Below are 12,909 nucleotides of genomic sequence, written 5' to 3' on the forward strand. Positions count from 1 at the left end.
CTACTTTCATCTCCTTTTTAAAAAAACATACCTCAGCATTTATAAAACAGCTTCATCCCTTGAATTTTTTACAGCGCAGAGTCTTCCACACATTGAACATGTATCAGAAGAGAAACTGTTTCTGTACTCTCTTGCCTTCTCAGGGTCAACCGAAAGGCTTATCATCTTTTCCCAGTCAAGGTCTCTTCTTGCTACTGACATCTCAATATCCTTTTCAAGTGGCTTTTTAAAGCCTTTTGCTATATTTGCACTGTGCGCTGCAATTTTGAACGCAACAATCCCTTCTTTGACATCCTCTAAAGATGGAAGTCTCAAATGTTCAGCAGGTGTAACATAGCACAGAAAATCTGCTCCATTTAAAGCTGCAATGAGCGCACCCATCGCACCTGATATATGGTCGTATCCTGCTGCAATGTCTGTTGTAAGAGGACCTAAGACATAAAACGGTGCGCCGTGGCAAAGCCTCTTTTGAATTACCATGTTTGCTGCAATCTCGTTTGCTCTCATGTGCCCTGGCCCTTCTATCATCACCTGCACATCCTCTTTCCAGGCCATTTTTGTAAGCTCGCCAAGGTTTATAAGTTCTTCTATCTGCAGCGCGTCTGTTGCATCAGCCACCGCACCTGGTCTTAGGCTATCGCCAAGGCTGATTGTAACATCATGTTTTTTGCATATCTTCAAAATCTCATCAAAATGCTCATACAAAGGATTTTCTTTTTGGTTTGCCATCATCCATTTATAAAGAAGTGCTCCGCCTCTTGAGACAATCTTGAGCAAACGATCATTTTTTTCAAACCTCTCTAAAGTCCTTCTTGTAATCCCTGCATGGATTGTGAAAAAGTCAACTCCTTCTTCTGCCTGCCTTTCAATTTCTTCTATAAACTCTTTGCTGTCAACCTTTGTGATGTCATCATACCTTGATGCAACCTGGTAAACTGGAACTGTTCCTACTATAAAGTCATAGTTTTGAAGAATGTATTTTCTGAAGTTTGAAGCATCAAGCCCGCTCGATAAATCCATTACAGATTCAACATCAAATTTTTTGGCAAGTTCAAGCTTTTGGCGCTCTATATCAAAGTTTGGACATGCCTCTGACACACCAAGATTAACATTTATCTTGACATATGTCCCATCGCCAATGGCAAAATATTTGTCTCTTTTTCTATTCTTATTTGCAGGAATTACAATTTTGCCCTCTGCAACCTTTTGCAAAAACTCATCTTTATCTATCTCCTCATTTTTTATGGCAAGCTCCATCTCTCTTGTAAATATCCCCTGTTTTGCTAAGCTCATTTGAGTCATTTTCACTCAGCTCCTTTCAAAACTTTTCAAAATCTTAAAAAGGCTTTCTATTTTTTGGTGAATATCATCTGCACCCACAATCTCTGTAACAGCACAGATACACCTCGCACCACTTGCTAAGACCTCTTTTAAATTGTGCTCTTTAATCCCACCTATTGCAACAAAAGGTAAAGGAGAGTTTTCAGCTGCCCATTTTACCATTTCAAGCCCAATTGGTGGATGTGGATTGTCTTTTGTAAAGCTTGTAAAGACCGGTCCCAAACCCACATAGTCAGCACCATCTTCCTTTGCTTTCAAAACTTGATCCTCTGTGTGTGTGGTAACACCAATTATAAATTTGTCACCCAAGAGTTTTCTCACCTCATCTGCTGGTAAGTCTTCTTGCCCCAAATGAACACCGTCTGCACCTACCATCTGGCAAAGGTCTGCATGGTCGTTGACAATTAAGAGTGCCTCATAATCTTCTGTGAGCTTTCTTATCTCAAGACATTCTTTGTACTTTTCTTTTAAAGATTTGTATTTTTCCCTGTACTGAATGATTTTTATGCCGCTGTCAAGCATAGCTTTTACAATTTCAATATTAGACCTTCCATTTGAAAATTTCTCTGCTGTCATCCCATAGATGGTATATGTTGAAAACAGTCTTAATTTTTCTTCTTTAGTCAAACTCAAGCTCGCTCACCATCCTCAAAACCTCATCAGCCTGCATTGCAGCAACTGCAACCACTTTTGGAGCAAGAGGTTTTTTCTCTTGTATTGATGTTACAAAGTCACCTATAATCGAAAAGTTCTTGCCACGCTTGATTTTAATGTTTTCACAGTCGCCAAACCCTGCAATTCCTGATGCCAACACTACTTTTTTCCCATGCTGGTGTGCTTTTCTGAAAATCAAAACCTTGGTAAGTTCATTGTCAACAGCTTCAACAATGATGTCATGTTCCAAAATCAAGCCATCTATGTTCGACTCATCAACCTTCATGTTCACAGCCTTTACACTTACATAAGGATTTATTTTTGAAAGAATGTCTTTGAGTGCAGAGGTTTTATCCTCACCTGCTTGATAAAAGAAATAATTTTGCCTGTTGAGGTTTGAAATGTCCACTTTGTCAAAATCGACTATTGTGAGATTTTTGACACCGCATCTAACCAGCAACACTGCAATGTTAGAACCAAGGCCGCCACAGCCAATAATAAGGATTTTGACCTTTGAGAGTTTTTCAAGCATTTTTTCATCAAAATAGTTTCTTAGCATAAGGTCAAATAAGCTCATAAACTGTTTACACCCCTTACCCAGTTAGTAAACTCGGGTCTCAGTCCCTTTTTTATTATACTCTCTACAACCTCAGCAACAGTTCTTCTATCTTCAACCTCAAACTGGGCATCTTTTTCTTCTTCCTGTGGTACATATCCGCCGACAGTTGTTTTAGAACCTGCCGACATCTTTGTTATGCACACATCAATGAGTGCATCACGAAGGCGCGCATCTTCCCGTGTGGATATCACAATCCCAACTCTTGGAAGATAGATCCTTGCAACAATCAAAAATTTTATAAATTCCTTGTCAGAAACAGAAAACATTGGAACAAAATCTATGCCTGCGGATCTTACGCGCGGGAATGAAACTGAAATTTCTGCTTTGGGAAATCTGTCAAGAAGATACTCAGCATGAAGCAAAGTACAAAGTACATCTTTTTGGGGATGAGACAGCCCCAAAAGCGGTCCCACGCACGCTTCATGAAACCCAGCAGATAGGGCTCTTTCAACAGCAGTGAGCCTGAACTCAAAATCCTTCTTTGGTCCAAAAGGATGTAGCTTCTCATAATCTTCTTTTTGATAAGTCTCCTGATATATGGTTATCCCCACAACACCAGCGTTTGCAAGACTTCTATACTCTTCTTCAAAAAGAGGATAAACCTCAACCGAAACCTCTGACATATAATTTGCAGCTATTTTGCAGGCCTGTTTAATATAGTCAACCGGAGAGTGTATTCTATCCTCTCCTGTGAGGATTATAACAGAGTCGATACCCTCTTCTTTCATGGCTCTGAGTTCATTTTCAATTTCATCAAGCTCAAGTTTTTCTCTTTTATAATTTTTCCTGCAAGAAAATCCACAGTAAACACATCCGTTTTGACAGTAGTTTGAGATATATAGCGGTGCATACAAGAGAATGACCTTGCCAAAGTTTTCTCTTGTAAGCTTTTTGGCTTTGCTTGCCATGAGAAGTATTGAGTTTTTATCTTCTACATTCAAGAGTTTTGCCACATCTTCAATATTTACAACTTCTTTTTCTAAAATTTCACATACCTCATCATAAGTAGGAACATAATCTTTAAATTTTTCCCAAACCTTTTGAGCTTTTCTTATAAACTCTGTCATTTTTACTTAGCACCTTCTTTTTTGTTTTAAATATTCGAAATATATATTTTAGCCTGTTATAAAATCTTCCAAAGGTGACGATGCCTGAGCATACTCATATTCTTTCAAAAGTCCAACCTCAAAAGCAAGCCTTCCTGCCTCAACAGCTTTAGAAAATGCTATTGCCATTTTCACAGGGTCTGAAGATGTTGCAATTGCTGTGTTGATAAGCACAGCATCTGCTCCCATCTCCATAGCCTTTGCTGCATGAGATGGCCTTCCTATCCCTGCATCAATTATCACAGGGATTTTTATCTCGTTTATAATTGGTTTTAAAAGCACTTCACATCCTATACCTTTGTTTGTCCCAATTGGTGAGCCGAGCGGCATGACAGCTTCAACACCAATTAGCTCAAGCTCCTTTGCAAGGTTGAGGTCTGGGTATATATAAGGGAAGACCTTGAACCCTTCTTTTACCAGAATCTCGCAGGCTTTCAAAGTCTCAATACTGTCTGGGAAAAGATATTTTGTGTCTTTTTCAATCTCAACCTTTACCCAGTTGGAATTTGTAAGTTCTCTTCCTATCATTGCAATCTTTACAGCCTCTTTATGGTCCTGCGCACCTGAAGTGTTTACCATAATTACTGCATCTTTGGGGATATATTCTAACACGTTTTTGGTATGCTTGGTGTTAGGACCAATCCGTCTGACAGCTACTGCAAAAACTTCTACTCCTGCCTCATAATACATTTTTTCAATAACTGAGTAGTCAGGAAGCTTTCCTGTTCCAACAAAAAGTCTTGATTTGAGGGTCTTGCCACCTATCTCGAACATATCAATCGTCTCCTTTCTGCGTATAGTTTTTAAACTTGCAAAACTTGAAGCACTTAACCACCGCCTACAAAGCTGACAATTTCAACATAATCTCCGTCTTTGAGCAAGAAGTTTTCCCACATCTCCTTTTTCACAATTTCGCCATTGACCAAAACTGCACAGACTTGAGGATTTAAATTAAGACTTAACAAAAGCTCAAGTACATTTCCACAAAACTCCATCTCTTTGTCATTTATTCTTATCAAGCTATCCACCTCCATTAAAACAAGAAGCTGCCTTTGCCGGCAGCTTCTTGAGCTTTTTGTGTAAATTTTGGTCAGTGTTTTCATAAAACAAAAAGCCTTTAATGCCGGACTATTTTGCATTAAAGGCTTTTATTTTTTGTACATTTCTTCCCTTCGCCGGCATTACCCGGATCAGGTTCAAAGGGTCAAGGCACGGGGTTTTTATGTTTTATTGAGTGCCTACTCTCAGCCGAGCTTTGCCCCGCTCAGCTCCCCCTTAAAACCACTTTATTTAATTTTTCATTTTTTAGTATAGCACTTTGGAAAAAGCTTTGCAAGAAAATTAAACTCAACAAAAAACTTTAAGTTATAAGAACCATAGTTTGTTCTTACTTTAATCTTTTTATTTCTTCAGGTGTAAGACCCGTATACTTTGAAATAAGCTCTATAGGCTGATTATCTTTTAGCATCTGTTTTGCAATTAATTTCATTGCGCGTTTCATACCTTGCTTCATACCTTGCTTCATACCTTGCTTCATGCCTTGCTTCATGCCTTGCTTCATTGCCTCTTTAGCAATTTTTTTCTTTTCTCTTTCAATTCCTTGCTTTATCTTTTCAGCTGTGCTTGAAAACATCTCATCCACCTCCAATCCTGATTTTTTAAACATCTCTTCAGCTTCTTCTTCACTAACACCATAAGACCTTAAAATAACCTCATACAACCAATCAGCTAATTCTTCTCTCTGTTCCCAGTTAAGATGTATTTTCCCTCTTAAATTCAATATCCTATTTAGTACCCTTTCAGAATTATTAGATACTTGGTCAATGTACATTGCTATTGCTAATACGTTTGACGCACTAATTAACTTCTCCTCAGGTATACTTTTGATATCTAAGAATATTATCTTGAAATTTTGTGCGTACTCTGGAAAATCTTCTGCAAATAGGATAATTTCGCTATACTGTTCATTAGGTTTCCAATGACTTATACCATTATACAGCACAATTGGCACAACTACTGGTATTTCACCATTTACTTTGTTCTTGAGCTGAATGAGATGCATATATTCATATAATCTGTGTAAAATTTTCTTGTCCTCTCTACTTTGAAATTCAATGGTCAAACAAAAGAAAGAATCTTTATATTTTATCTTATACACTATGTCTGAGCTTTTCTTTTGCCACTTTTTATTTATCGACTCAGTTGCAATAATCTCTACATCACTTTTTTCTAATCTCTTAAATCTTTCTTCATTTAAAACATTCTGTAAAAACCAAATTAGATTCTCTTTATTAGAAAACAATTTTTTGTATCCTTCATCATACTTTTTATAAGTCTTCATACTTTTCTCCTTTTTGCAAAATCATATTTATTGCAAAAATCAGGCTAATTTTTATTATACCTCATTTCAATTATCGATAACAATAAGCTTTTTCAAATTCCAAATCTATCTAAATTGTAATATTAAATACAACATTTTTTAAAAGAAACTGAAAATTATCAATTGATTAAGGCTTCAATACTTTCTTTTATCGTTGCATTTAATTTTACAACAAACAATAAAGTTTTTTAAGTTGTTCTGGACCTTAGTTAATCTTTTCCCGCGCTATTTTTTCAATCTCTTCAGTACTTAGGTTGGTCGCCTTGGTCATGACATCGTATGAAATTCCTAACTGAATCATTCTTTTTGCTGTCTCTATCCACTCTTGCTGGATACCTTGTTGAATACCTTGTTGGACGCCTGCCAAAAATTCTTTTGTTTTTGTCTCATTCAAAAGCCTTGCCACATTTGACACAAACTCATCCATCAGCTCCACCCCCTTTTGCTTTACTCTCTCAACAATCTTGTCATATTCTTTCTTTTGTTTCTCACCTAATCTTGGTCTTATAACATGCTGAAACCATAGCAAAAACCTCTCAATATTGTTAAAACTTAGCTTCTTTAAGCTTTGATCAATTTCTTGTAATCTGCGAAATAATTCATTACTGTCTTTCCTCAGCCGTTCCAAGTAGAAAATTATTGGTGTTAAAACATCTTCCTCTTCCAAATAACTCTTAATGTCAACTTGAGCGATATCTACAACCTTGTACTTGAAAATATCAAATGCTCCAATTATATCGGTAGACACTTCCCACCTTCTATCAAGCCCATTATAAACAACAATAGGAATAATAGCCGGCAGTTTTTCAACACCATTTCGTATTTCCTCTGCCCATATAGAAATCATATATCGTAATAATCTTTCAGGCATATCTTTTGATACTGTTGATTGGTTTTCTATCAATATATAAAAATATACATCTTGGTCTTTCAACTTTGCTTTTGCAACAACATCTGCTTCTACTTGCGAAAATTCCTTTGTAATGTAATTTGTCTTTTTTATTTCAATTGAGCTTTCACGTATTTCGTTCGCCCAACTATAAGTTTATGATTTTGCTCAACAAAAGATAAATATCCTTAGGATTTTCAAAAAGAAGTTTAAAAGTAGAATCATACTCTTTTGCAGGAAGTTTTTCCTTGTTTTCATTGTCCATTTAACTAATTCTCCTTAGAAATCAAATTTTAAAGAAGAGTTAGAATAATCTCTATAGTATTATTATTATACCACATCTTAACGTAAGCGTGGATCAGACAAAATCAAATCAAAACCAAAGTTACGACTACCGCTGCAACCAAAATACCAATTATTAAAAACCCTATGAACTTGCCAAGCGGCTTTGCGTAGTTTAAATCCCAGCCAAATACCCAACCCACCTTATTCATCCATCTTCCCTTCCCCCAAAACTATCAAAAATAGTTTCAATCAACCTTATTAATTCATTCTTATTCATACCCTTGCAAATGGCTTTTGCAACAATTGGAGTAACTTCTTCTATTATCTCATTTAAAAACTCCTTATTATAACCTTTTCTCACAGCAATATAAGCTCCATGCTTTTTGTTAATAGCAATAAGTCCCATATCCTTTAACTCATTATATGCCTTTGCCACTGTGTGCATGTTGACGCCAATTTCGCTTGCAAGGTCTCTGATAGAAGGAAGGCTATCGCCATTTTGAAGTTCTCCTCTTGCTACTGACTCTATTATTTGGTTCTTTATTTGCTCATAAATTGGTATGTCAGAGGTAAAGTCAATTTTTATAAACATCTCGCTTTCAGCCCTTTTAGCTTTCTTGTATTCTATGAATATCTTTCCACTTTATGATATAAATTAGGCTCAACACAGCCCAAAGCAAAACTACAAACTCAATAGCAAATATATTAACTTTCAATAATGACATGTATGCAACCGGCGTATCAATGATTGTATGAAGCAATATCGCCAGCACGAGATAATAAAGCTTTCCTTTCTTAACAGCCACCAGAACCAAAAGTGAAAGAGCAATCTGAACTGCCATTGTGAAAACTCTTTCAAAACCAGCAAGAAGAAATGCTGAAGCTGGCGTATTTATCAGTGCATTTTTTATAGCACCGATTACCTCAGGCGCAACTTTGCTTTTTAAAAGTGTATCTAAACTGCCAGAGTTGATTAAGAATGAAAACACAATGTTATTTATATAGCTCATACCAACCAGCAATATTGATTCAATCCCACCATGTCCAATCCCATAAGCAAGACCGTTTTGATAGTTTAGCCTATCTTTTAAAAACCCTCTAAAACCAATGTATCTTCCAACCTCTTCAAAAATCCCAGCTGTCAGACCCAAAAAGAGAGAGTATACAATGTAATGCTTGGAAAATTGTACAAAGTAACTTTGTTTTGACAAGATCTGAAGTATCGGAATTCTCAGAACAATCTGAGAAATGAAAAATATTAATGCTCCTATTAAAATTGATTTCAAAACTCTTGAGTACTTCTTTAAAACAACCACAGCCAGCACAACCGGAAAGCCTACTGAAAGAAGAAGTGTGATGCACATAAAGATAATTTTGAGATTAGATACCAACACAAAGCACCTCTTTCTAAGTTATATGCATTATATAGATTATATAACACATAGGTTTTAATTGTCAAACAAAATAAAAAAGAGGACATTTGCCTTAGTCTACCTGACTGTGCAAAAGCCCTAAAAGTTATTCCCAGAAGTTTTTCTTTTCATTGGTCTTTAGATTTACTATTTTTACCTCTTTTAAAATCTGTTTTTCTCTTTATTAGCTTTTTTCATTCAGCTCCGTTTCCTCTACTCATCTGTTTTTGAAGTCTTTCTGTGAGGGCTTTTGCGGCGTTATAGCCCATCTTCTTTTGTCTATTGTTCATTGCTGCAACCTCAACAATGATGGCAAGATTTCTGCCGGGTCGTACAGGAATCACAAGCGTCGGTACTTTTATCCCCAAAATCTCTATGTACTGGTCATGAAGACCAAGTCGTTCATATTCCTTGCCCTGTTTCCATGTTTCAAGCTGGATCACAAGATCAATTCTTTCGGACTCCTTGACGCAGCCAACACCAAACAGGTTTTTGACATCCAGTATCCCAATCCCTCGAATTTCGATAAGATGCCTTATAATCTCGGGTGCTTCACCGACAAGTGTCTTTTCAGAAACCTTTCGAATTTCAACTGCATCGTCGGCAACAAGAATGTGCCCTCTTTTTACAAGTTCAAGGGCTGTCTCACTTTTCCCAACCCCACTTTCGCCAAGCATTAAAACACCTTCACCATACACATTTACAAGCGTGCCATGGCGGGTTATCCTTGGTGCAAGTTCGTGTGTCAAAAAAGTGCTCAAGTTTGTCATGAACCTTGTTGTAACTTCTTGAGTGCGAAGAAGAGGAACACCATACTTTTTTGAAAATTCCAAAAACTCCTCAAAAGGTTCCTGGTTTGAGGTAATTATCACACATGGGATATTTCGCTGGAAAAGTTTCTCAATTGCGTCTCTTCGCTGCGATGGTGCCATAGTCTTCAAATACGCCATCTCAGAGATTCCTATTATCTGAATCCTTTGCTCATCAAAATACTCAAAAAACCCCATAAGCTGCAGAGCGGGTCTATTCAAGTTCATATCCTTTATTTTTCTCTCTTCAATGCCACTGATTTCTGTCAAACACTCTAAATTGAGCTCTTTTATTATTTTGCCAACTGTCGTGTAGAACAATGTATACCCACACCTTTCTTACTACGTCAATTTATTTTTTATACTCCAATCTTTTCTTTTATCTTCAAAGCAACCTCATATGGAATGTCAGCTGCTTTTACAATCTCTTCAATGCTTGCCTTTCGCAAATTGTCAATTGATCCAAAAGTCCTAAAGAGCTTAAGTTTCCTTTTTTCTCCTATTCCCTCTATTTCATCTAAAATTGACTCATATAGATGCTTCTTTCTAACTTCTCTGTGGAACTTCACTGCAAACCTGTGCGTTTCTTCTTGAATAGCATAAATAAGTTTATACACAAGCGGATACTCTTGAATACCTACTTCTTTACCATTGTAAATCAAGTCCCTTGTTTTGTGCTTATCATCCTTCACCATGCCAGCAACAGGAATAGAAAATCCCAAAGTGTTCAAAACCTCTAATGCAGCATTGACCTGATTTTGTCCACCATCAATCAATATCAAATCAGGAATTCTGCCATGCTTTTCTAAGTTTGTGAATCTTCTTGTCAAAACCTCTTTGACGCTTCTTATATCATCCTGCCCTTCAAATCCTTTTATTTTGAACTTCCTGTAAAATTCTTTGTTGAATCTTCCATCCTCAAACACAACAAGGGTTCCTACATTGTCTGCACCTGCTATGTTTGAAATATCGTAGCTTTCTATCTTTTCGATTTCGTTTTCAAGTCCAAGGATATTTTTAAGAGTTAAAAGCGCCTCAGCATAAACATCATCTACTCTTTGCCTGTTAGCAAGTGAAATCTCTGCATTCTTTTTTGCCATGTCAAGAAGCTGCTTTTTTTCACCCTGTTTTGGAATGGTTACTTTCACTTTGAAGCCATAAAGTTTTTCTATCATCTTTTCAATATTGTAAACATTTTCTATCTCATGAGGAATTATAATCTCTTTTGGCAGTGATACAACGTCAGCGTAGTACTGCTCTAAAAACCTCTCAAACGTATCCTCCTCAGCTTTCAAAACAAACTCTTCCTTGTTTATAAGCTTACCATTTCTGATAATCAGAACAACAATTGCAATGTGTGTGTGGTCTTTTGCAAAGTTTATAACATCTTCGCTTCTGTCATCTGCATAAATGACTTTCTGTTTTGTGATTATTTGCTCAAGACTTGAAAGCTTATTTTTTATCTCCTGCGCCTTTTCAAACATTAGATTTTCGGCATATTCAAACATCTTTGCTTTGAGCTCTTCAACAATCTCATCACCCTTGCCACTTAAAACTTTTACAGCTCTCTCAACCAGCTTTTGGTATTCTTCTTCTGATACATCTCCTTTGCACACACCAAGACACTTTTCTATATGAAAGTTAAGGCAGGGCCTACCCTTGCCAAGCTGGTCTGGGAACTTTTTCTTGCAAGTCCTGAGCATAAAAAGACTTTTTAGTAGCTCAACCGTCTGCTTTACAGAATACCCACTGACATACGGACCAAAATATCTGCTGCCGTCTTTTTCAACCTTTCTTGTTGTCACAAGCCGTGGAAACATCTCGTTTGTTATCTTTATATACTGGTAGTTTTTGTCATCTCTCAAAAGAACATTGTACTTAGGCCTATATTCTTTTATTAGGTTGCACTCTAAAATCAAAGCTTCTACCTCGTTGTCTGTCACAATATAGTCAAGGTCTTTTATTTTCTTTACCATAAGTCTTGTCTTTGGAAGCATATCTTGAGAGTTTTGAAAATACTGTCTGACCCTATTTCGCAGGTTTACAGCCTTGCCAACATATATAACATTTCCATTTTCATCTTTCATTATATAAACCCCTGGCGATGTTGGAAGGATTGAAAGTTTCTCTTCAAGCAGCATCAGGTCATCTCCTCTTTTTTGCACACACAATGTTATTTTACTGAGATTGAGTCTGACTACTTTCTGAAATTTCTACTCTTATGTAAGTGGGGGAAACATCAAAATCTTCTATGTTTGCAGTCTTTTCGACCAACACCTGAAGGTCGTAACTTCCTTTGGTCAGATTCGAAACGTCCACATACGCCTTCAAAGAATTAAAATCTATAGAATCTTGCATACTTTGGTAGTATTTGAGTGCTACTTTTACCTTGTCAGGGCTGAGTTTTGCAACAAGCCCAGGTTTCAGTCCTCTCACTTCAATAGGGATACTAATAGATTTTTCAACAACTGAATCTGTGTATATGGTGATTGTAACTTGTTTTACATTATCTAAGGATTTTATATTCTTTGGAAGACTAAAGTCAAATTGGAATGTTGATTTATTTTCAAGCATTTTTGTATCAATAGTCCCCACAACAATCTCATTTATTGAATTTATATCTTCTTCTTTTCCTGCTATATTGATTGTAGAAGGTTTTAAAATTACCTTTGAGATAACTTTACTTGGTGGAAGACTACCTTTAAACTTGACACTCAAGGGCACTTGCTTTGTTTTGAGTATCTCTACATACACATCTATGCTCTTCTGCGAAAGGTCAAAAAGCGATGTTATGTCTTTCCCCCTTGAATCTATTACCTTTACAGGGACAGACGCTTTGAACGATCTGTCGTTAAGACTCAAGTTCAGCTGAGCTATGCATTTTGAAATCTCTTTTATATCACTTTCAGCACCTCTTATGCTTATCACATTTGGCTCTTCCTGATAATTATTTATAATATAACCCTTCTTGGGATTTCCATTTATCTCAACCGAAACATCTTTCTGGATTGTCACAAGATTGTCAATTACCACTGTAACGTTTTTAGGATACACACTCTCTATGTTAATCCTGTGATAAGGGTTTTGTATAGAGATTGGAAGTTTTATACTGCCTGTCTGTCTTATATCAGAAAAATCTACCATTGCATGGATATTTTTTTCATCTACTTTGCTTAGTTCATCCTGTGTACCGCTTATAACTATTCTCACTTCTTTGGCATCAGTCTCTTTCATTACAAGACCTTTTGACAAAGTTGTCATGCTATATTTAATAGGAACAATTACTTCTCTTTTCTTAATTGGATTTATAATGCTATTTACATAAAACCACAGAACAATTGCAATCAAAATTGAAACTATCTTAAGCCAGAAATTGTCGTCTTTTGGTTTTTTTATTGCAATCTTTTTCAAACC

Annotated in this window: 13 protein-coding genes, 1 pseudogene and 1 riboswitch; all 14 genes and pseudogenes read right to left on the reverse strand. The window is 36.4% G+C overall.

Annotation, left to right across the window (positions count from 1 at the left end):
• Window positions 1-39: 39 nt before the first annotated feature.
• Complete coding sequence (thiC, locus tag CALKRO_RS11410; RefSeq protein ID WP_013431159.1) at window positions 40-1,302, reverse strand: phosphomethylpyrimidine synthase ThiC; 1,263 nt, start codon at window positions 1,300-1,302, stop codon at window positions 40-42.
• 6 nt (window positions 1,303-1,308) lie between these two features.
• Window positions 1,309-1,974, reverse strand: a complete 666-nt coding sequence (thiE, locus tag CALKRO_RS11415) for a thiamine phosphate synthase (RefSeq protein ID WP_193345557.1) — start codon at window positions 1,972-1,974, stop codon at window positions 1,309-1,311.
• Window positions 1,961-2,572 carry a sulfur carrier protein ThiS adenylyltransferase ThiF gene (thiF, locus tag CALKRO_RS11420; protein WP_013431161.1) on the reverse strand — a complete coding sequence of 204 codons (612 nt, stop codon included), beginning with the start codon at window positions 2,570-2,572 and terminating at the stop codon, window positions 1,961-1,963. Before thiF ends, thiE begins: the two co-directional genes overlap by 14 nt.
• The gene (thiH, locus tag CALKRO_RS11425) at window positions 2,569-3,681 is read right to left on the reverse strand and encodes a 2-iminoacetate synthase ThiH (protein WP_013431162.1); all 1,113 of its coding nucleotides are present in this window, start codon (window positions 3,679-3,681) and stop codon (window positions 2,569-2,571) included. Before thiH ends, thiF begins: the two co-directional genes overlap by 4 nt.
• A 48-nt stretch (window positions 3,682-3,729) precedes the next feature.
• Entirely contained in the window at window positions 3,730-4,494 is a 765-nt protein-coding gene (locus CALKRO_RS11430) for a thiazole synthase (RefSeq protein ID WP_013431163.1), read from the reverse strand.
• A 53-nt stretch (window positions 4,495-4,547) separates the two neighbouring features.
• Window positions 4,548-4,739: a sulfur carrier protein ThiS gene (gene thiS / locus CALKRO_RS11435; protein ID WP_083789264.1), complete on the reverse strand. Its 192-nt coding sequence runs from the start codon at window positions 4,737-4,739 to the stop codon at window positions 4,548-4,550.
• A 131-nt stretch (window positions 4,740-4,870) separates the two neighbouring features.
• Window positions 4,871-5,005: riboswitch (TPP riboswitch) on the reverse strand.
• Between the two features lie 102 nt (window positions 5,006-5,107).
• Complete coding sequence (locus CALKRO_RS11440; RefSeq protein WP_013431165.1) at window positions 5,108-6,061, reverse strand: Rpn family recombination-promoting nuclease/putative transposase; 954 nt, start codon at window positions 6,059-6,061, stop codon at window positions 5,108-5,110.
• A 244-nt stretch (window positions 6,062-6,305) separates the two neighbouring features.
• A pseudogene (locus CALKRO_RS11445) lies at window positions 6,306-7,254 on the reverse strand (Rpn family recombination-promoting nuclease/putative transposase).
• A 103-nt stretch (window positions 7,255-7,357) separates the two neighbouring features.
• The gene (locus CALKRO_RS14025; RefSeq protein ID WP_013431166.1) at window positions 7,358-7,483 is read right to left on the reverse strand and encodes a hypothetical protein; all 126 of its coding nucleotides are present in this window, start codon (window positions 7,481-7,483) and stop codon (window positions 7,358-7,360) included.
• Entirely contained in the window at window positions 7,480-7,866 is a 387-nt protein-coding gene (locus CALKRO_RS11450) for a GntR family transcriptional regulator (protein WP_013431167.1), read from the reverse strand. The genes CALKRO_RS14025 and CALKRO_RS11450 overlap by 4 nt, the downstream gene beginning before the upstream one ends.
• A 16-nt stretch (window positions 7,867-7,882) precedes the next feature.
• Entirely contained in the window at window positions 7,883-8,665 is a 783-nt protein-coding gene (locus CALKRO_RS11455; protein WP_041741761.1) for a YhfC family intramembrane metalloprotease, read from the reverse strand.
• Window positions 8,666-8,880: 215 nt separating this feature from the next.
• Entirely contained in the window at window positions 8,881-9,816 is a 936-nt protein-coding gene (gene hprK / locus CALKRO_RS11460) for an HPr(Ser) kinase/phosphatase (RefSeq protein ID WP_013431169.1), read from the reverse strand.
• A gap of 38 nt (window positions 9,817-9,854) precedes the next feature.
• Complete coding sequence (uvrC, locus tag CALKRO_RS11465) at window positions 9,855-11,636, reverse strand: excinuclease ABC subunit UvrC (protein ID WP_013431170.1); 1,782 nt, start codon at window positions 11,634-11,636, stop codon at window positions 9,855-9,857.
• A gap of 37 nt (window positions 11,637-11,673) precedes the next feature.
• On the reverse strand, window positions 11,674-12,906 hold the full coding sequence (locus CALKRO_RS11470) for a CdaR family protein (RefSeq protein ID WP_013431171.1): 1,233 nt from the start codon (window positions 12,904-12,906) through the stop codon (window positions 11,674-11,676).
• Between the last annotated feature and the right edge of the window lie 3 nt (window positions 12,907-12,909).

The sequence above is a fragment of the Caldicellulosiruptor kronotskyensis 2002 genome (assembly GCF_000166775.1).
Taxonomy (GTDB): domain Bacteria; phylum Bacillota; class Thermoanaerobacteria; order Caldicellulosiruptorales; family Caldicellulosiruptoraceae; genus Caldicellulosiruptor; species Caldicellulosiruptor kronotskyensis.

Coding starts and splice junctions, on each gene's coding strand:
- thiC (WP_013431159.1), bottom strand. CDS start 1,302: ATGACTCAAATGAGCTTAGCAAAACAGGGGATATTTACAAGAGAGATG.
- thiF (WP_013431161.1), bottom strand. CDS start 2,572: ATGAGCTTATTTGACCTTATGCTAAGAAACTATTTTGATGAAAAAATG.
- thiH (WP_013431162.1), bottom strand. CDS start 3,681: ATGACAGAGTTTATAAGAAAAGCTCAAAAGGTTTGGGAAAAATTTAAA.
- CALKRO_RS11430 (WP_013431163.1), bottom strand. CDS start 4,494: ATGTTCGAGATAGGTGGCAAGACCCTCAAATCAAGACTTTTTGTTGGA.
- CALKRO_RS11440 (WP_013431165.1), bottom strand. CDS start 6,061: ATGAAGACTTATAAAAAGTATGATGAAGGATACAAAAAATTGTTTTCT.
- CALKRO_RS14025 (WP_013431166.1), bottom strand. CDS start 7,483: ATGAATAAGGTGGGTTGGGTATTTGGCTGGGATTTAAACTACGCAAAG.
- CALKRO_RS11450 (WP_013431167.1), bottom strand. CDS start 7,866: ATGTTTATAAAAATTGACTTTACCTCTGACATACCAATTTATGAGCAA.
- uvrC (WP_013431170.1), bottom strand. CDS start 11,636: ATGCTGCTTGAAGAGAAACTTTCAATCCTTCCAACATCGCCAGGGGTT.